17 protein-coding genes are annotated in these 19,100 nt (G+C 73.2%); 12 read left to right on the forward strand and 5 right to left on the reverse strand.

The genetic code is table 11. The annotated features are described in order from the left end of the window. Positions 1-26 precede the first annotated feature (26 nt). Entirely contained in the window at positions 27-974 is a 948-nt protein-coding gene (locus tag MOX02_RS16600; protein ID WP_238179005.1) for an AraC family transcriptional regulator, read from the forward strand. A 10-nt stretch (positions 975-984) separates the two neighbouring features. Here the strand turns inward: MOX02_RS16600 and MOX02_RS16605 are convergent, their stop codons facing one another. The 4 genes from MOX02_RS16605 to MOX02_RS16620 all read right to left on the reverse strand — a co-directional run bounded on the left by MOX02_RS16605 (position 985) and on the right by MOX02_RS16620 (position 7,289). Continuing rightward, the gene (locus tag MOX02_RS16605) at positions 985-4,155 is read right to left on the reverse strand and encodes an efflux RND transporter permease subunit (RefSeq protein WP_147026910.1); all 3,171 of its coding nucleotides are present in this window, start codon (positions 4,153-4,155) and stop codon (positions 985-987) included. A 39-nt stretch (positions 4,156-4,194) separates the two neighbouring features. Next, positions 4,195-5,325 carry an efflux RND transporter periplasmic adaptor subunit gene (locus MOX02_RS16610; protein WP_147026937.1) on the reverse strand — a complete coding sequence of 377 codons (1,131 nt, stop codon included), beginning with the start codon at positions 5,323-5,325 and terminating at the stop codon, positions 4,195-4,197. A 146-nt stretch (positions 5,326-5,471) separates the two neighbouring features. Further along, entirely contained in the window at positions 5,472-5,786 is a 315-nt protein-coding gene (locus tag MOX02_RS16615; protein ID WP_238179007.1) for a hypothetical protein, read from the reverse strand. Between the two features lie 147 nt (positions 5,787-5,933). Then, positions 5,934-7,289 (reverse strand): TAXI family TRAP transporter solute-binding subunit, encoded by a 1,356-nt coding sequence (locus tag MOX02_RS16620; protein WP_147026911.1) that lies wholly within the window; start codon positions 7,287-7,289, stop codon positions 5,934-5,936. Positions 7,290-7,622: 333 nt separating this feature from the next. Between MOX02_RS16620 and MOX02_RS16625 the strand changes: the two genes are divergently transcribed. From MOX02_RS16625 to MOX02_RS16635, 3 genes are read left to right on the forward strand one after another with little or no spacing between them, the layout of a single operon-like run. Next, on the forward strand, positions 7,623-8,399 hold the full coding sequence (locus MOX02_RS16625; protein WP_147026912.1) for a DUF2092 domain-containing protein: 777 nt from the start codon (positions 7,623-7,625) through the stop codon (positions 8,397-8,399). Positions 8,400-8,410: 11 nt separating this feature from the next. Then, positions 8,411-9,019 carry a hypothetical protein gene (locus tag MOX02_RS16630; protein ID WP_147026913.1) on the forward strand — a complete coding sequence of 203 codons (609 nt, stop codon included), beginning with the start codon at positions 8,411-8,413 and terminating at the stop codon, positions 9,017-9,019. A 36-nt stretch (positions 9,020-9,055) separates the two neighbouring features. Continuing rightward, entirely contained in the window at positions 9,056-9,283 is a 228-nt protein-coding gene (locus MOX02_RS16635; protein WP_147026914.1) for a hypothetical protein, read from the forward strand. A gap of 13 nt (positions 9,284-9,296) precedes the next feature. On the opposite strand, the gene MOX02_RS16640 is transcribed toward MOX02_RS16635, so the two are convergent. Beyond that, a complete protein-coding gene (locus MOX02_RS16640) occupies positions 9,297-9,482 on the reverse strand; it encodes a hypothetical protein (protein ID WP_147026915.1) in 186 nt (61 codons plus the stop codon). Between the two features lie 421 nt (positions 9,483-9,903). Here MOX02_RS16640 and MOX02_RS16645 point away from each other — a divergent pair, with 421 nt between their 5' ends. The 8 genes from MOX02_RS16645 to MOX02_RS16675 all read left to right on the forward strand — a co-directional run bounded on the left by MOX02_RS16645 (position 9,904) and on the right by MOX02_RS16675 (position 19,062). Beyond that, complete coding sequence (locus tag MOX02_RS16645; RefSeq protein ID WP_147026916.1) at positions 9,904-11,643, forward strand: putative bifunctional diguanylate cyclase/phosphodiesterase; 1,740 nt, start codon at positions 9,904-9,906, stop codon at positions 11,641-11,643. Further along, positions 11,640-12,521 carry a BLUF domain-containing protein gene (locus MOX02_RS16650; protein WP_147026917.1) on the forward strand — a complete coding sequence of 294 codons (882 nt, stop codon included), beginning with the start codon at positions 11,640-11,642 and terminating at the stop codon, positions 12,519-12,521. The genes MOX02_RS16645 and MOX02_RS16650 overlap by 4 nt, the downstream gene beginning before the upstream one ends. An 85-nt stretch (positions 12,522-12,606) precedes the next feature. Next, complete coding sequence (locus MOX02_RS31300; protein ID WP_170267898.1) at positions 12,607-12,774, forward strand: hypothetical protein; 168 nt, start codon at positions 12,607-12,609, stop codon at positions 12,772-12,774. Between the two features lie 139 nt (positions 12,775-12,913). Then, entirely contained in the window at positions 12,914-14,797 is a 1,884-nt protein-coding gene (locus MOX02_RS16655) for an MHYT domain-containing protein (protein WP_147026918.1), read from the forward strand. Positions 14,798-14,926: 129 nt separating this feature from the next. Beyond that, entirely contained in the window at positions 14,927-16,618 is a 1,692-nt protein-coding gene (gene kaiC, locus MOX02_RS16660) for a circadian clock protein KaiC (RefSeq protein WP_174804939.1), read from the forward strand. Next, a complete protein-coding gene (locus MOX02_RS16665; protein ID WP_147026919.1) occupies positions 16,615-16,956 on the forward strand; it encodes a circadian clock KaiB family protein in 342 nt (113 codons plus the stop codon). Before kaiC ends, MOX02_RS16665 begins: the two co-directional genes overlap by 4 nt. Next, positions 16,953-17,327 carry a circadian clock KaiB family protein gene (locus MOX02_RS16670; protein WP_238179009.1) on the forward strand — a complete coding sequence of 125 codons (375 nt, stop codon included), beginning with the start codon at positions 16,953-16,955 and terminating at the stop codon, positions 17,325-17,327. The genes MOX02_RS16665 and MOX02_RS16670 overlap by 4 nt, the downstream gene beginning before the upstream one ends. Then, positions 17,317-19,062: an ATP-binding protein gene (locus MOX02_RS16675; protein WP_147026920.1), complete on the forward strand. Its 1,746-nt coding sequence runs from the start codon at positions 17,317-17,319 to the stop codon at positions 19,060-19,062. The genes MOX02_RS16670 and MOX02_RS16675 overlap by 11 nt, the downstream gene beginning before the upstream one ends. The last annotated feature ends 38 nt before the right edge of the window (positions 19,063-19,100 follow it).

The following is a 19,100-nucleotide window of genomic DNA, read 5'->3' on the forward strand; positions in this document are numbered from 1 at the left end:
CGGGGCCGGCCCGCCCGGAGCATGGCGTGCAGGCGATCCCCACCGACGCGACGGCCGACGCTCTGACGGGTCTCGCGCCGATGCTTCGGGTGCGGCCCGAGCTGCAGGACCTGTGCTGGTTCAGCGGCCCCTGGCGCTCCGAACACCCGGCCGAGCCGGCGGGGTTCGCGCCCTTCCACATCGTCACGCAGGGCGCCTGCCGGATCCGCGTCGCGAGCCTGCCGCCGCTCGATCTCGGCGCCGGCGACGTCGTCCTGCTGCCGCAGGGCGAGGCCCACGCGATCGGCGACGGCTCCGGCGCCGGGCACGGGCCGCCCGTGCGGGTGCGTGCCCACGGCAGCGTCCGCTTCAAGAGCAACGTCGCGGCCGAGCCCGAGACGGAGGTGATCTGCGGCCGGCTGCATTTCGGTGCCGGGATCGGCGGCCTCGTCCCGGCCCTGCTGCCCCGGATGATCGTGATGCGGACCGAGGGCGAGACCGCCCTGCGCATCCGGGCCCTGATCCTGGCGATCCGGGACGAGCTCGGGCAGGCGCGGGTGGGCGCGGCGGCCATCGCCGCCGACCTCGCGAGCGCGCTCCTGATGATGGCCCTGCGCGCGCATCTCGAGACCGACCGGGCGGGCAGCAGCCTGCTGCGGCTCCTCTCGGAGGCGGCGACGGCGCGCCTGCTCAGGTCCCTCGCCCTGGACCCGGCGCGTGCCTGGACGCTCGACGCCATGGCGGAGGAGGCGCATGTCTCGCGGGCGACCCTGGTCCGGGCCTTTCGCCGCGCCGCCGGTCTCGCGCCGCTCACCTTCCTGACCGACCTGCGGCTCGCGCTGGCCCAGCACCGGCTCGCCACGAGCGATGCCCCGCTCGGCCGGATCGCCGCGGAGGTCGGCTACGAATCCGAGAGCGCGTTCAGCCGGGCCTTCCTGCGCCGCTTCGGCCTGCGCCCCGGCGAGGCGCGCCGGGTCGCCCGGCCCGCCGCCTGAGGAGACCGCCTCAGGCGCGGTCGGCGACCGGGGGCGGGCCCGCCTGAGGCGCCCCCTTCCGGCCCGCGCGCCACTCCTCGATCCGCTGCAGGACCACGTAGAGCGAGGGCACGAACAGCACCGCGAGGCACGTCGAGGCGAGCATGCCGCTGAACACCGCGATGCCGATCGACTTGCGGGCGGAGGCGCCGGCCCCGCTCGCCGTGACGAGCGGCAGCACGCCGAGGATGAAGGCGAAGGAGGTCATGAGGATCGGGCGGAAGCGCAGCCGCGCGGCCTCCACCGCGGCGGCGGCGATCTCCATGCCCTCCTGGCGCTTCTCGCGGGCGTACTCGACGATGAGGATCGCGTTCTTGCTGGCGAGCGCGATCAGCAGGACGAGGCCGATCTGCGTGTAGAGGTTGTTGGCGGCCCCGAGCCCCATGAGCGCGCCGACCGTGCCGAGGAGCGCGAGCGGAACGCCGAGCAGCACCGCGAGCGGCAGGATCCAGCTCTCGTACTGGCCGGCCAGCACGAAGTAGACGAGCACGAGGGCGAGCGCGAACACCACGTAGATCTGCGTGCCGACCGCCTTCTCCTGGTAGGACATGGCGGTCCAGTCGAAGCCTGCGCCGGGCGGGAGCACGCTGCCGGCGATCTGCTCCATCAGGCCGAGCGCCTCGCCCGAGCTGTAGCCCGTGGCGGCGCCTCCGACGATGGTGGCGGTCGGGTAGAGGTTGTAGAGGCTGACGAGGGGCGGCCCCTGCACCGTCTTCACCGTGACGATGGTCCCGAGCGGCACCATCGTGCCGTTGCCCGCCTTCACGTAGAGGTTCGCGATGTCCTCGGGCCGCAGCCGGTAGTCCGGGGCCGCCTGCACGTAGACCTGGAAGGTGCGGCCGAACTTGTTGAACTGCGTCACGTAGGACGAGCCGACGTAGCTCGACAGGGTCGAGAAGACCTGCCCCACCGTGACGCCGAGCGCCTCCGCCTTGACCCGGTCCACGAGGACCGAGAGTTGCGGCGCGCCGGCCCGGAACGAGGTGTTCAGGCGCTGGAGCGCGGATTGCGAGCTCCCGTTCGCCACGATGGTGCGGGCGAGGCTCTCGAGGAGCGCGTAGTCGAAGCTGCCGTTGCGCAGCTCCACCTGCATGGTGAAGCCGCTGGCGTTGCCGATGCCCTGGATCGGCGGCGGCACCAGCACGAAGGTCGCCGCTCCCTCGATCTCCTCCAGGCCCCGGTTCAGGTGCCCGATGAGGCTGCGCAGGTCCTGCCCCGTCGCCTTCTCGCGCGCGTCCCAGTCCTTCAGGATCACGTAGGCGACGCCGGCATTGGGCAGCGAGGCGTTGGAATCGAGCACCGAGATGCCACTGATCGTGAGCACCTGATCGACGCCCGGGACCTCCTTCGCCAGGGCGCTGACCCGCTGCATCACCGCGTCGGTGCGCTCCTTGGCGGCGCCGTCCGGCAACTGCGCGCCGACGAGGACGTAGCCCTGGTCCTCGATCGGCAGGAAGGCGGTGGGCAGGCGCGTCAGGCCCCAGGCGGCCACGCCCCCGAGCGCGAGCGCCGCCAGCACCATGGCGAGGCTGTGCCGGACCATGCGGGCGATCAGGCGGGCATAGGCCGCCTCGGCGGCGTCGTAGACCCGGTTGAAGGCCCGGAACAGCACGTTGCGCCGCTCGGGCGGCACGGGCGGGCGCAGCCAGAGCGCGCACTGGGTCGGCTTCAGCGTCATCGCGTTGACGGCGCTGATCAGCGCGGTGGCGGCGATCACCAGGGCGAACTGCTTGTAGAGCTGGCCGGTCAGGCCGGGCAGGAAGGCGGCCGGGATGAAGACCGACATCAGCACGAGGGTGATGCCGATGATCGGGCCGAACAGCTCGTCCATGGCCTTCTCGGCGGCGAGCTTCGGCGGCAGGCCGCGCTCGATGTGGCGTGCGACGCCCTCGACGATCACGATGGCGTCGTCCACCACGATGCCGATGGCGAGCACGATCGCGAACAGGGTCGAGAGGTTGACCGTGAAGCCGAGCGCGGCCATCGCCGCGAAGGCGCCGATGATGGTGACCGGCACGGTCGTCGCGGGAACGAGCATCGCCCGCCAGTCCTGCACGAACACCATGATGACGATGAGCACGAGGATCCCGGCCTCGAACAGCGTGACGTAGACCTCGCGGATCGAGGCCTCGACGAAGGCCGTCGTGTCGAAGGGCACCGCGTAGACGAGGCCGGGCGGGAAGCTCCTGCCCAGCGTGTCCATGCGGGCCCGGACCTCGCCCGCCACCGAGATCGCGTTCGCCTCGGGCAGCTGGTAGATCCCGATGCCGGCCGCGGGCTGGCCGTTCAGCGTGAAGGACTGGCTGTAGGTCTGGGCGCCGAGCTCGACCCGGCCGACGTCGCGCAGCCGCGTGATGCGCCCGCCGTCCTGCGCGTCGGCCTTGAGGACGATGTTCTCGAAGTCGGGGGCGTTGTCGAGCCGCCCGTTCACGTTGATCGTGTACTGGAAGTCCTGGCCCCGCGGGGCGGGCGGCATCCCGACCGCGCCCGCCGTCACCTCCTGGCTCTGCTGCTGCACGAGGCTGATCACGGTGTCCGGCGTCAGCCCGCGGGCCTGCACGAGGTCGGGGTCGAGCCAGATCCGCATGGCGTACTGGCCGGCGCCGAACACCGTCACGCTGCCGACGCCGGGCAGCCGCGCCAGTTCGCTCTGGAGGTTGATGACGCCGTAATTGGCGAGGAACAGGCTGTCGTAGCGCCCGTCCGGCGAGGACAGCGTGACGAACTGGAGGATCGCGGTCGACTTCTTCTGCGTCGTCACCCCCTGCACCTGCACGGCCTGCGGCAGCTGGGACATCGCGATGGCGACGCGGTTCTGCACCAGCACCTGGGCCTGGTCGGCGTTGGTGCCGATCGCGAAGGTGACGGTGAGCGTGTAGGTGCCGTCGCTCGCGCTCGTCGACTGCATGTAGAGCATGCCCTGCACGCCGTTGACCTGCTGCTCGATCGGCAGGGCGACGGTGTCCACCACCGTGCGGGCGCTCGCGCCGGGGTAGCGCGTCGTCACCTGCACGGTCGGCGGCACCACGTTCGGGTACTGCGCCACCGGCAGGTTCCAGAGGGAGACCGCCCCGATCAGCACCATGACGAGGGCCAGCACGTTGGCGAGGACCGGCCGCTCGATGAAGAAGCGCGAGATCATGGTGGCCTTCGTCGGTTGGAGGCGCCGGTCGGGCGCGCGTCAGCGCCGGGTCGGATCCGGCGCGGCAGCCTCGGCCGCCGCCTCCTGCGTCACCTTCTGCGGCGCCACCTTCGAGCCCGGCACCGCCCGCTGCAGCCCGTCGGTGATCACCCACTCACCGGGTTTGAGCCCGGCCTCGATCACGCGGTACCGGCCCTCGCGCGGGCCGGGCGTGACGAGGCGCTGCGCCACCACGTCGTCCGCGCCGACCACGAGGACGTAGCTGCCCTGCTGGTTCGTGCCGATCGCGTCGTCGCGCACGAGCAGACCCTTGTCCTGCCGCTCCAGGGGCACGCGCACCCGAACGAACAGGCCGGGCATCAGGGCGTGCCGGCCGTTCTCGAACAGGCCGCGGGCGAGCAGCGTCCCCGTTGAGGGGTCGATCTGCGGCGCCACGTAGTCGAGATGGCCCGCGTGCGGGTAGCCGGTCTCGTTCTGGAGGCCGATCTCGACCGGGATCTTCGAGACGTCGCCGAGGGTGCGCCCCTGCTTGGCGAGGCCGTCCTTCACGAGGAGGACCTGCTGCTCGCTCACGTTGAAGTAGACGTAGAGCGGATCCACCCGCACGATCGTGGCGAGCTTCGTCGGGCCGCCGACCCCGACGAGCCCGCCCACGTCGACAAGGTGGTTCGTGACGATGCCGTCGAAGGGCGCCAGCACCTGCGTGTAGCCGAGGTTGATCTCGGCGAGGTCGAGGTTCGCCTGGGCCTCGGTGACCGAGGCGGTCGCCTGGTCGAGCTTGGTCTTGGTGTCCTCGACATGGGCCTGCGAGGCGAATTCCTGCTTCCCCAGCGTCGACTGGCGCTGGTACTCGGACTGGGCGTTCGTGCGGGCCGCCTCCTGCGAGGCGAGGCTGCCCTGGGCCTGCTTGAGCTGCGCCTCGTAGGTGTTGCGCTGGATGCCGAACAGCGGCGTGCCCTTCGCGACCCGCGCCCCGTCCTTGTAGGTGATCGATTCGAGGAAGCCCTGGACGCGGGCCTCGAGATCGACCGTGGCGAAGGCCTGCGTGTTGCCCGTCATCTCGAGGTAGCGCGTCACCGGCCGCTCCAGCGGCTGCGAGACCGACACGGTCGGTGCGGGCGGCGCCACGTACTGGTTCTTCTCGTTGCAGCCGCAGGCGAGCGCGAGCATCCCCGCCCCGGCAGCGAGCGAGGCCGGGCGGCGGCGCGGCCGGGCCGGGGCTGGCGGACGGGGCCGCGTGCGGGGCGTGGCGTTCGACATGGGGATCCGCCCGGTGGACCGTCCGGCCGGCGCGCGGGGCGGCGCCGGCGGCCCGGTCAGTTCGCGCCGGCCTTGGCCTCGCGGGAGAGGGTCAGGCATTCGAGGAGATCCACGTAGCTCGGGATCCCGTTGAGCTGCGCCTCGGCCGCGCAGCGCTGGCGCTCGACGGCGGAAAAGCTCGTCCACTGCTTCGTGACTTCGGTGCGCGCGGTGGCCTCGTCGTCGAGGCAGCGCTTCTCCCGCTTCGGGTCGAGGCTCATCAGGGAAGTGGCCGCGTGGCAGCCGGGCCGGATGTCGAAGACCGGCACGCCCTCGGCGGCCGCGTGCGCGAGTGTCGTCGCCAACAGGGCGACCGGGATCGTGAGCATCATGTGCGTGCGGTCCTGTACGAGAAACGAGCGAGAAATCCGGTGCGCTCCAGTACGAACACAGTCGCCGTCAATGTCGCGACGATCGCACCTCCACCTGATCCAATCAACACCGCCTCTTGGATTAGGGCAAGACTTGAGAATTGTCCTTCACATTCCTTCACGTTCCGTGGCAGGCCCGCGCGCCGACTCGGCGAGCCGCGGGTCTGCCGGGGCGCCGTCCGGCTCGCCGAGGGCCGCGCGCCGCCCGGCGATGACGTGGCGCGCGTGCGCCGTCGCCGCCGCGACGGTCGCCCACCGGTCCGAGCCGGACGAGCCCTCGGCCTGCCGCGTCAGCGCGGTCGCCACCAGCCCGTGCAACTCCCGGTCGAGAGCGGCGAGCGCCGCCCGGTCGGCCTCCTCGGCCGCCTCGGCGATCTCGACGAGGCGCAGGAGCAGCTTGCGGTCCCGCCCCGTCTGCCGGCGGCGCCGGCGCTCCGCGAGGATGGCGAGGCTCGATCCGGTGAGGCTCACCAGGATGCCGACCACGTAGACGTAGCTCTCGGAGGTGTCGAAGAAGCTCTGGTCGCCGTTGCTGAGATAGGCGGCGACGCCCGGGTGGATCGGCAGCACCGGATCCTTGTCGTCGGTGTCGGGCGCCTCGATCTGGTTGGCGAGCGGCGTCGCCTCCAGGAGCATCGGCTTCATGGTGAAGACCGTCCGGGCGATGGCCGCCGCCAGGATGTCGAGCATCGTGCGGGAGGCGACGAGCCGGTACGTCACGGCGACGCTCGTCACCGTGTCCCCCGGCACCTCTGGCCGGCCCCGGAAGGCGCCGGCCGGCACGTCGAGGGACTCGAGGCCCGGCAGGCGCTTGCCGATCGCCTCCGCCTCGTCGATGGCCATGAGCTTCGGCGTGCCCTTCTCGGCCCGGGCCAGGCTCGCGACCGCGTCGACCACGACGCCCGGCCCGATCGGCCCGACCGCCAGGATCGCGGCGGCCTGCCGGTCCCTGACCGCGCGGCCGATCGCGTCGAGCGGCAGGACCGTGCGGCGCACGCTCGCGGCCGGCACGTCGAAGTAGCCGAGCAGATGGTCGAGCAGGCGCTCGTCCTCCGCCGGAGCGGACCCGGCCGGCAGCGCCACCGCGTGCCCGGACAGGCCGCCGACCGAGTCGACGCCGCTGTGGGGCGGGAGCACGAAGGCGACCACGTCCCGCCGCAGGATCGCGATCGTCTGGGCGTTGCGCGGGGGCGGCAGGTCGCTGCGGATGACCGCGAGGTTGACCCGGCCCTCCTCGAGGTCCCGGCCCGATCCCGCGAGGCTGTCGCTCTCCACGACGACGAGGCGCACCCGCGGATGCACCTTGGCGTTCGCCGCCGCGATCGCCTTGACGAGGCGGTGGATGCCGGTGCCGGGCGGGCCTGCCGCGATGCGCAGGTCCGCCCGCGGCATCCCGAGATACAGCGCCCCCGCCGCGACGCCGACGAGCGCGAAGATCCCCGCGAGCACGCGGACACCCCACATCCGATCCTCCCGCCGGTCGCTGCCCGCTGGGGAACGACCTGCACTTGAGCGATGTCAAGATGTCATCAGGCTTTAACTCACGCAATCTCGGTACGCTTTGATATCATAGACTGACATTGGCCGCAGGCATAAGGTGCGGCCAGCTTCTCGAAGCTTTCCTCCCACTTGGAGGAAGCGCACCGTTGCTTGCGGCCGACGCTTCGGCCCCGGGCCGGGCACCGACGTCTTGTGCAGGTTCCGTTCGGTCTTCGCCGGGCCCGCTCGCTTCCGGAGCCCGGCGTCGCGCGGCGTTCGCCGGGGCGCCGGCAGGCCGGGCGCGGGAGGGAACACGTCATGCGGCCGCTGATCCCGCTCGGGCTCCTCGCAGCCCTCGTCCTCCCGCTCTCCGCGCCCGCGGCCGAGACCGCCGCACAGCCGGCGAGCCCGCCGGCCCAGGCGGCGCCCTCCGTCGAGCCCGCCGCCCTGGCGCTGCTGAAGGCGACGGGCGCGGCGCTGGCGGCGGCCCGGAGCCTCAGCTTCACGGCGCTCGCCGTGCACGACGTGCCGAGCGCGGAGGGGCAGTCGGTCTTCTACGTCGGCCGCAGCCGGGTCGAGCTGAGGCGGCCCGACCGCCTGCGCGTCGTCACGGACGGCGACGGGCCCTCCCGCGAGCTCATCCTGGACGGGCGCAGCCTGACCCTGTTCCGCCCCGAGGCGCGCACCGTGGCCACGATGCCCGCGCCTGCGAGCCTCGACGCGGCGCTGCGGGCGGAGGTCGCGGCGGCCGGCGAGACGCAGGCCTTCGCCGACGTGCTGCTGGCCAACCCCGCGCAGGCCCTCACGGAGGGCCTCACCCGCGCCTTCGTGGTCGGCCGCTCGCGCCTCGTCGGCGGCGTCGAGACCGACGTGGTGGCCTTCGCGGACCGGGACGCGCAGGCGCAGATCTGGATCGGCGTGCAGGACCGCCTGCCGCGCCAGCTCTGGGTGACGGAGACGGGCGCGCCGGGCCGCCCGCGCGACGCGGTGACCTTCTCGGACTGGGTGGTCGACCCGCCGCTCGAGGACCGCGTCTTCTCCACCGCCCACACCGAGGGGGCGCAGGCCGTCCCCTTCCCGGCATCCGCCTATTGAGGGAGGCACCGATGAGACGGCTCGTCGTCACGCTCGCGGCCGGCGCCGCGCTCGCGGGCCTCGCGACGCCCGCCGACGCCTTCTGGGTCGCGCGCGGCTGGCGCGGCGGCGTGGCCGCCGGGGGTATCCGCGCCCCGATCCTGGCGCGGGAAGCCCTCCTCGCGCGGTGCTGGCGCTGCGCGCCGGCGGCGGCGGCCCTCGCCGGCACCGCGCTCGCCGGCGCGGCCGTCGCCGGGGCGGCCGCGGGTACGGGCTCGACGGCGCCCCCCGCCGGATCCTCCGCGCAGGGCGCCCCGCCTCCGGCCCAGGGTTCAGGCTCGAGTTCAGGCTCGAGTTCAGGCTCGAGTTCAGGCTCGAGTTCAGGCGCGAGCCCGCAGGTGGCGCAGGCGGGCGGCGGGGGCGGCAACGCCGCCGCGAACCACTGCGCGGCGGGCCTGCCCTCCGACTCGCGGATCATCTACGACGCCTCGCTGCGCAACATGAAGAGCCTCGACACGCTGCGGGACACGGTGGTGGCGCAGACCCGCTCCCTCGTCGAGGCCGGCAAGCTCAACGAGGCCGAGGCGCGCCCGGCCGCCGAGAAGGCCGGCACCTGCCTGCGCATGCTGGCGTCGCCCTGAGCGACGCCCCGGCCCACGACCAGACGGAGACGAGCGATGAAGCGGATCCTGGTGGCCCTCGGCCTGCTGGCCGGCCTGATCGCAATCCTGCCCACCGAGGCGAGCGCCGTCGTCTGCGCCCGCGGGGTCTACCGCGCCGGCTGCGTCGGGCCGAACGCGGCCGTCGGCGTGCGCCGGGGCTATCACGGGAGCCGGGGCGTCGTGGTGCGCCGCGGCGTCTACGGGCCGCGGACCACGGTCTACCGGCGCGGCTACCGCCGCTGAGGAGGCCCGCGCCTCACCGCTCCTGGTAGATGTGCACCCGCAGGATCGGGATCGGGTGGTGGTTGACCGCCATCTGCGAGGTCTCGGACTCGATGTCGATCCGCAGACCGCCCTGGACCGCGTAGGCCATCGCCCGGTTCAGGGCGCTCGCCGCCTCGTGGACGGCGTCGGACAGCTTCCTGATCGTCTCCTCGTCCATCGCGCCCTCCTCTCCGGCCGGCCGATCCTAGAACCTCCGCCGCCCCGTGGGAGGAAGCGGGGCCGGCCCGTGCGCTTGCGGACGCTGAGCCCGGCCGCCGACGCCGCGGAGCCGGCCAGCGTGCGCGGCGGCCTGCAGCGTCGGGAGGGCCCGAGGACAGCGAAGTCGGATCGCCGCCGAGGCAAACACAGAGTTGTGCGCAATCGTTGTCTCAGCAACACGCGGAATGTTGCTTCGCTTCTTGCGTCGCAACGAAGCTTCTATACCCGCGGCGCATGCCTGATCAACATAGATCAATTTCGACCCCGTGAGTCGAAGCGGCTGTTTTAGGACAAAATTAGACTGTGTCTGCTTTCCTGGTTCCGAGACCCCGCGCCGTCACGCCATCGCCCGCACACCGTCCTTCCGGAACATTGCCAGGATGTCCCTTCCCCTCCGGGCCAGCACCGTCACACAGCGGGCGAGCGACGCGGCCGCGCTCGATCAGCCGCCGGCGCTGCGCCCCTATCTCGATGCGATCCCGGACGGCCTCCTCCTGATCGACGGGCGGGGGCGCGTCGTCCTCGCCAGCGGCCCCGTGGCCTCCCTCATCGGCCATACCGGGGCGGCGGTGGAGGCCGCGCCGCTGCGGACGCTCCTGCGCGCCTTCGCCAGGGCCGCGACCGAGCGGCGGCGCGAGCAGGCCGGGCGCCTGCGCTCCGCCCTCGCCCGGCGCGAGGCGGCGGCCTTCGAGCTGTCGCAGGCGGCGCGGCGCCTGACGGTCGCGATGCACCCGGCCGAGGGCGGCGGCTGGTCCGTGACCGTCTCGGACGTGAGCGCCCGGCGCGCGGCGGAGGCCCGGGCCGAGGAGCTCGCCCGGCTCGACCCCCTGACCGAGCTGCCGAACCGCCTCCTCCTGCGCGAGCACCTCGACGAGGCGCTGGCGCGGCTGCGGCGGGCGGGCGAGGGCTGCGCCCTGCTCCTCCTCGACCTCGACCGCTTCAAGCCGGTCAACGACACGCTCGGCCACCCGGTCGGCGACGCGCTCCTCGTGAAGGTGGCCGAGCGCCTGCGCTCGGCCGTGCGGGCCTCCGACACCGTCGCCCGGATCGGCGGCGACGAGTTCGTGATCCTGCAGACGAAGGTGGAAAACCCGGCGGAGACGCAGGCGCTGGCGCGCCGCATCGTCGACCTGATCGGCCGGACCTACATGGTCGACGGCCACCTCCTCACCATCGGCGCCAGCGTCGGCGTCGCCCTGGCGCCCGCCGACGGGAAGGACGCCGACCGCCTCCTCAAGAACGCCGACCTCGCCCTCTACCGGGCGAAGCTCGACGGGCGGGGCCTGTTCCGCTTCTTCGAGCCCGAGATGGACGCGCGCATGCAGGCGCGCCGCCAGCTGGAGCTCGACATGCGCCAGGCGCTCGCCCGCCGCGAGTTCCAGCTCCACTACCAGCCGCAGCTCAACCTGGAGACCGACCAGCTCACCGGCTGCGAGGCGCTGATCCGCTGGCGCCACCCGGAGCGGGGCATGGTCTCGCCCGCCGAGTTCATCCCGCTCGCGGAGGAGATCGGGCTGATCGTGCCGATCGGCGAGTGGGTGATGCGGCAGGCCTGCCGGGACGCGGCGGGCTGGCCGGCCCCGCTCACGGTGGCGGTCAACGTCTCGCCCGCGCAGTTCAAGAGCGACCGGCTCGTGGAGATGATCGTGTCGGCTCTGGCGACGTCCGGCCTGCCGGCTGCGCGCCTCGAGGTCGAGATCACCGAGGGCGTGCTGCTGCAGGAGAGCGGCAGGACCCTGCAGACGCTGCACCGCCTGCGCGACCTCGGCGTGCGCGTCTCGATGGACGATTTCGGCACCGGCTACTCGTCGCTCAGCTACCTCCGCTCGTTCCCCTTCGACAAGATCAAGATCGACCGCTCCTTCGTGTCGGACCTCGTCTCGAAGCCCGACGGCGAGGCGATCATCCGGGCCATCGCCGGCCTCGGCAAGAGCCTCGGCATGACCACCGTCGCCGAGGGCGTCGAGACCGCCGAGCAGATGCACCGCATCCGCGCGGAGGGCTGCACCGACGTGCAGGGCTACCTGATCAGCCGCCCCGTCCCGGCCGAAGACCTCGCCGCGCTCCTGGCGCGACACCGCGCGCGCCCGACCCCCTCCCGACCCGGAGCCCGCCCATGAGCGACCTCTACCGCCTCGTCTACGCCAGCAAGAACCTGCTCCCGGGCTCCGAGGCCGAGGCCGCCGCCGCGGTGGCGCAGATCCTGGAGACGTCCCAGCGCAACAACGGCGCCGCCGGCGTCACCGGCGCCCTGATGTTCAACGGCGGCGCCTTCGCGCAGGTGCTGGAGGGGCCGCGGGTCGGCGTCGAGGACACGTTCGAGCGGATCCAGCGCGACATGCGCCACGGCGAGGTCACGGTCCTGCAATGCGGGCCGGTCGAGAGCCGCGGCTTCGCCACCTGGTCGATGGCCTTCGTCGGCCAGTCGGCCAGGGGCCGGGCGCTCTGGAGCGGCCTCGCGGAGGAGAGCGGCTTCGACCTGTCCCGCCTCGACGGCGACGTGGTCTTCGCCATGCTGCACGGCCTCGTGCTGGAGGAGGAGGGCTTGGCCGCCCCGCCGGCCGCCGTGCCGGGCGCGGAGGCCGCCGCGGACCCCGGGCCGGCCGCCCTCGACGTGACCCGCGTCCGGGCCGAGATCGGCGAGATCTGGCAGGATCTCGGCGCGACCGGGCCCGCCGATGCCGCGGCGCCGGCCGCCCCGCGGCCGCGGGAGGCGGCGCGCCGGCCCGCGAAGGGCGCGGCGGAGGCGGCGCTCATCATCCTGAAGGCGGCGCTCGCCAGCGAGCGCGAGCGCACGAGCGCGCTGCGCGGCGAGGTGGACGACCTGCAGGTCGCCCTCGCCACGGCGGAGAACCGGCTCGCGCGGATGCGCGAGGAGCGCGACCGCTGGGCGGAGCGCGCGCGCCTCCTGGCCGGCACCCTCTGCGCGGAGGCGGACGCGCTCCGCGCCGGCGAGACCGACGAGGCCGGCGCAGCGGAAACGGCCGCTGCCGCCTGACGGCTGTCCCGGGAATCCTGCCCGGGAATCCTGCCGCGGAACGCTCCCCCGGGGCGCCCGGTTGCCCCTGCGAAGGAGGCGCGCCATGGACGGGACCGACCCCCAGAAACCCGGAGACGAGGCCCCTCCGGGCACCCCCGGCAGCGGCGAGAACCTGTGCCGGCGCTGCGGCGGCTCCGGCAAGATCGGGGCCGAGACCTGCCCCGATTGCAGCGGCACCGGCAAGGTGACGACGGGCGTCGGCGGCGGCTGATCGCGGCCCGGCCGGGTCTTTCCGGAGGCACCGCATCGAAGCGGGCTGGACGCCCGTCCGCGACGCGTGACGGCGGAGCGCGGCCCCGGTACTCTCGGGGCCTTCGCAAAGCCCGCCCGATCCCCAGCCCAGCCTCCCGATGGTCCATACCGGCTACAACCCGGCCCTCGTCGCCCTGTCGATCGCCATCGCGGTGTTCGCCTCCTACACGGCCCTCGACCTCGGGGCCCGCGTCCGGGACCGGGCCGCGGGCCCGCGCTGGGCCTGGCTCGGCGGCGCGGCGGTCGCGATGGGCGGCGGCATCTGGTCGATGCACTTCGTCGGCATGCTGGCCTTCGAGATGGGCCTGCCCGCCGCCTACGACCTCGCGCCGACGGTCCTGTCCCTCCTCATCGCCATCGCGGCGACCGGAGCGGCCTTCGCTCTCGTCGGCCGCCCCGGCGCCGGGGCCGGCACGATCCTCGCCAGCGGCACCCTGATGGGCCTCGGCGTCGCGGCCATGCACTACACCGGCATGGCGGCGATGCGCATCCACGGCAACCTCGCCTACAGCCTGCCCGTCGTCGCGGTCTCGGTCGGCATCGCGGTCACCGCCGCCACCGCGGCCCTGTGGCTCACCTTCCGCCGAAGGACCGTGTGGCAGACGCTCGCGGCCGCCTGCGTGATGGGCGCCGCGGTGGCGGGGATGCACTACACCGGCATGGCCGCCGCCACGATCACGGCGGCGGAGGCCGGCGTGCACGCCGCCCACCCGGCGGCCCTCGGCGCGCACCAGCAGAACCTCGCCCTCGGCGTGGCGGGCGCCACCTTCCTGATCCTGTTCCTGGCCATGATCGCCTCCTCGATCGACCAGCAGCGGGTGCAGGCCGAGCTGCGCATGAGCGAGGAGCGCTTCCGGGCCGCGGTCCAGGCCGTGCGCGGGGTGCTCTGGACGAACGACGCGCAGGGGCGGATGGTCGGCGAGCAGCCCGGCTGGGCGGCCATCACGGGCCAGACGCGCGCGGAGTACGAGGGCTACGGCTGGGCGCGGGCCGTCCACCCGGAGGACGCGCAGCCCTCGATCGACGCCTGGAACGCCACCGTCGCCGCGCGGCGCACCTTCGAGTTCGAGCACCGGCTTCGCGTGAAGGCGGGCGGCTGGCGCCACTTCGCGATCCGCGGCGTGCCCGTGCTCGACCGGAACGGGACGATCCGCGAGTGGGTCGGCGTCCACACCGACATCACCGAGCAGCGCGAGGCCGAGGCCGGGCTGCGCGAGTCGAACGAGGAGATCCAGCGCTACGCCTACATCGTCAGCCACGACCTGCGCGCGCCGCTCGTCAACGTGATGGGGTTCACGAGCGAGCTCGTGGCCACGCGCGCGGAGGTGCGGGAGGCGCTGGCGGGCCACCCGCGGGCGGCGCAGATCGACGCGGATCTCGGCGAGTCCCTCGGCTTCATCCAGGCCGCCGTGGCGCGGATGGACGCGCTGATCGCGGCGATCCTGAAGCTGTCCCGCGAGGGGCGGCGCAACTTCGCGGCCGAGCCCCTCGACATGGGTGCTCTGATGAGAGCCGTCCGGGACGCGCACCGGCACCAGGCCGAGATGCAGGGCGCGCGCGTCGAGGTGGCGCCCGACCTGCCGGGGATCGTGTCGGACTGCCTCGCCGTCGAGCAGGTGTTCGGCAACCTGATCGACAACGCGCTCAAGTACCTCGAACCGGGCCGGCCCGGGCGGGTCACGGTCACGGGGCGGATCGCGCCGAGCGGCCACGCCCGCTTCGAGGTCGCGGACAACGGCCGCGGCATCGCCGAGCAGGATCACGGCCGCGTCTTCGAGCTGTTCCGGCGGGCCGGCCCCCAGGACCAGCCCGGCGAGGGCATCGGGCTCGCCCACGTCAAGGCGCTGGTGCGCGCCCTCGGCGGGCGCATCGAGCTCGCCTCGACGCTCGGCGCCGGCACCACCTTCGCGGTGACCCTGCCGCGCCACGCGGCCGCCGGAGAGGTACCCACCCACGAGGCGGCCCCGCTCGCGGCGGAGTGACCGGATCGCCACAACACCCGGTTGCGGTGGCGTATTGCCGCCGGGGAGGCTTTGCATTAGGCCGACAGGCCGCCGCACCGCGGCTTGCGCGGCGCGCGGTGGGCGCGCGAGACACCAGAGAACCCGATCGTGGCGTCCGAGGCTGAGCAGCACCCGACCCTGCCGAAGGTCGAGACCGGCATCACGGGCTTCGACGAGATCACGTTCGGCGGCCTGCCCGCGGGGCGGCCGTCGCTGGTCTGCGGCGCGGCGGGCTGCGGCAAGACGCTCTTCGCCACCACCTTCCTCGTCAACGGCGCCACCCTCTTCGACGAGCCCGGCGTCTTCATGAGCTTCGAGGAGCGGGCCGAGGACCTCGTGGCGAACGTCGCCTCCCTCGGCTACGACCTCGACCGGCTCGTGGCGGAGGGGCGCATCGCCATCGACCACGTGCGCGTGGAGCGCAGCGAGATCGAGGAGACCGGCGAGTACGACCTCGACGGCCTGTTCATCCGCCTCGGCTACGCGGTCGACACGGTGAAGGCCAAGCGCGTGGTGCTCGACACGATCGAGACCCTGTTCTCCGGCTTCTCGGACGCCTCGATCCTGCGGGCGGAGCTGCGCCGGCTGTTCGGCTGGATCAAGGACCGGGGCCTCACCGCCGTCATCACGGGCGAGCGCGGCGAGGGCCAACTCACCCGCCAGGGGCTGGAGGAGTACGTCTCGGACTGCGTCGTGCTCCTCGACAACCGGGTCGAGGACCAGATCACGACGCGCCGCCTGCGGGTCGTGAAGTACCGCGGCTCGGCCCACGGCACCAACGAGTACCCGTTCCTGATCGACGCCGAGGGCATCAGCGTCCTGCCGGTGACCTCGGCCGACCTCGACTACGCGGCGCCCGGCGGCATCATCTCCTCGGGCATCGCCGGCCTGGACGAGATGCTGGAGCCCGGCGGGTTCCACCGCGGCTCCAGCATCCTGATCTCGGGCGAGGCCGGCACCGGCAAGACCATGATCAGCTCCAGCATGATCGACGCGGCCTGCCGGCGCGGCGAGCGCTGCATGTCCTTCGTGTTCGAGGAGAGCGGCGACCAGATCTGCCGCAACGCCAGCTCGATCGGCCTCGATCTCGCGCAGCACGTCCAGGCGGGGCTCCTGCGCTTCGAGGCGGCGCGGCCGAGCCTGTTCGGCCTCGAGATGCACCTCGCCCGGATGCACCGCGACATCGACCGGTTCGATCCGAGCCTCGTCGTGGTCGACCCGCTCTCGGCGCTGCGCGGCCCGGCCACCGAGATGCAGGCGACCATCCTGCGCATGGTCGACCTCCTCAAGTGCCGGGGCATCACGGCCCTGTTCACCAGCCTGCGCATCGACGGCGCCGTCGACCTCGCCGACGATTTCGGCGTGTCCTCGCTGATGGATTCCTGGATCAAGCTCCAGAGCGTCGAGGCCAACGGCGAGCGATCGCGCACGCTCTACGTCATCAAGGCGCGCGGCATGCGCCACTCGCACCAGGTGCGCGAATTCCTGATGTCGGATGCGGGCATCCGGCTCATCGACGCCTATATCGGACCCTCCGGCGTGCTGACGGGCACCGCCCGCCTCATCCAGGAGGCGGAGGAGCAGGCGGCCGCCCTGCGGCGGCGCCAGGAGAACGAGCGGCGCCGGCGCGAGGCGACGCGCCGCCGCCTCTCGATCGAGCGCCAGATCGCCGAGCTCGAGGCCGGCCTGGAGGCGGCCGAGGAGGAGGAGCGCCTTCTCCTCGGCGAGAACGAGGCGCGCGAGGCGCGGATCGCGAGCGACCGGCGCGAGATCGCGAAGCGGCGGGGTGCTGCAGGATGAGCGACGAGAGACAGAACCCGGCCGAACCGACGACCGAGGCGGACCTCGACCCGGGCCACTACCACCTGCGCCTCTACGTGGCCGGGCAGACCTCCAAGTCGCTCGCCGCGATGGCGAACCTGAAGCGCTTCTGCGAGGAGCACCTCGCGGGCCGCTACGACATCGAGGTGGTCGACCTGATGACGAACCCGCAGCTCGCCGCGGGAGACCAGATCCTGGCGATCCCGACCCTGGTGCGCCGGCTGCCCTCGCCCCTCAAGCGGATCATCGGCGACCTCTCGAACACCGACAAGGTGCTCGTCGGCCTCGACATCCGTCCCAAGGTCGACGCGCCTTGAGCCTCGGCGCGCCTCGGGACGGGACGGGCCGCTACCACCTGCGCCTGTTCATCGCCGGCACCTCGCCGCGCTCGCACCGCACGATCGAGGCCGTCCGGCGGGTCTGCGACGCGCACCTCGCCGAGGGCTACGAGCTCGAGATCGTCGACATCTACCAGCAGCAGGCGCTCGCCGAGACCGACCGCGTGCTCGCGGCGCCGACCCTGGTGAGGCTCCGCCCCGAGCCCGCCCGCCGCATCGCCGGCGACCTCTCGGACGAGGGGCGCATCCTCCAGGGGCTCGGCCTGCCCAAGGATGCCGGGTCGAAGGATGCCGGGCCGAAGGGTACCGAGCCGAGGAGCGCCGGGCCGAAGGACGCCGATGTCCGCTGAGGTCGTCACCGACATGAGCCACGCGGAGTACCAGGCCCGCATCGCCGAGCTGGAGGCGCGGCTCGAGGAGAGCGAGGACACGCTCGCGGCGATCCGCCGGGGCGATTTCGACGCGGTCGTCGTCGAGGGCCCCGGCGGCGAGCGGCTGGTCTACACCCTGGAGAACGCCGACCGGCCCTACCGGGTGCTGATCGAGCAGATCCAGGAGGGCGCCCTCACGCTGAGCCACGAGGGCACGGTGCTCTACTGCAACCGGCGCCTCGCCGCGATCCTCGGCGCGCGCCAGGAGACGCTGATCGGCCACTCGCTCCGGCGCTTCGTCCAGCCCGGGCAGGAGGCGGCGCTGGCCGCCCTCCTCGAGGGCGCCCTGCGCCGGCCCGCGCGCGGCGAGATCGCCCTGCGCGACAAGGCGGGCGAGCCCCGCCCGGTCTACCTCTCCCTCAACCGCCTGGAGCGCGACGGCGAGGCGCCGCTCCTCTGCGGCGTGCTGACCGACCTCACCGAGGAGCGCAGCCGCCTGCACGAGCTCGCCGAGGCGAACGCGCGCCTCACCGCCGAGATCGCCGAGCGCGAGCGGATCGAGGAGGCGCTCCGGCAGGCCCAGAAGCTCGAGGCGGTAGGCCAGCTCACGGGCGGCGTCGCGCACGACTTCAACAACCTGCTCACCGTGATCAAGTCCTCGACCGACCTCCTGAAGCGGCGCGACCTGCCCGAGGACCGGCGCAGCCGCTACGTGCTGGCCATCGCCGACACGGTGGACCGGGCCGCGAAGCTGACCGGACAGCTCCTCGCCTTCGCCCGGCGCCAGGCCCTGAAGCCCGAGACCTTCGACGCCTCCGCCAGCGTCGCCTCCATCGGCGACATGGTCGGCACGCTCACGGGCGCGCGCATCCATGTGGTGACGCGCCTGCCGGACCGGCCCTGCTGCGTCCACGCCGACCCGAGCCAGTTCGACACCGCCCTCGTCAACATCGCCGTGAACGCCCGAGACGCCATGCAGGGCGAGGGCGAGCTGACGATCACCGTGGAGGCCGCCGAGGGCATCCCGGCCTCCCGGACCGAGGAGGCCGTGCCGGGCCCCTTCGTCGCGGTCTCCGTGAGCGACACCGGAACCGGCATCCCGCCCGCCATCCTCGACCGGATCTTCGAGCCGTTCTTCACCACCAAGGGCGTCGGCCAGGGCACCGGGCTCGGGCTGAGCCAGGTGTTCGGCTTCGCCAAGCAGTCGGGCGGCGCGGTGCTGGTGCGCAGCGAGGTCGGCCGCGGCACGACCTTCACGCTCTACCTGCCCCGGGCCGAGATGCCGGCCGCCGCCCCGAAGCCCGGGAGCGAGGCGGATGAGGCGCAGGTCGACGGCCACGGCACCTGCGTGCTCGTCGTCGAGGACAACGCCGAGGTCGGCCGCTTCGCGACGCAGACGCTGGAGGAACTCGGCTACTCCACCGTCTGGGTGCGCGACGCCGAGGCGGCGCTGGCGGAGCTGGAGAAGATCCCCTTCCGGTTCGACGTGGTGTTCTCCGACGTCGTCATGCCCGGCCGCGACGGGGTCGACCTCGCCAACGAGATCCGGCAGCGGCGGCCCGAGATGCCGATCGTGCTGACGAGCGGCTACAGCCACGTCCTCGCCAAGGAGGGCACGCACGGCTTCGAGCTCCTGCACAAGCCCTACTCGGTGGAGCAGCTCTCGCTGATGCTGAGCCGCGTCGTGGCGGCGGGGCGGCGCGGCCGCGCCTGAGGCCCCGCCGTACGCCCCTGGCCTCGGCGGCGCGCATC

The sequence above is a fragment of the Methylobacterium oxalidis genome (genome assembly GCF_007992195.1).
GTDB classification, from domain to species: Bacteria; Pseudomonadota; Alphaproteobacteria; order Rhizobiales; family Beijerinckiaceae; genus Methylobacterium; species Methylobacterium oxalidis.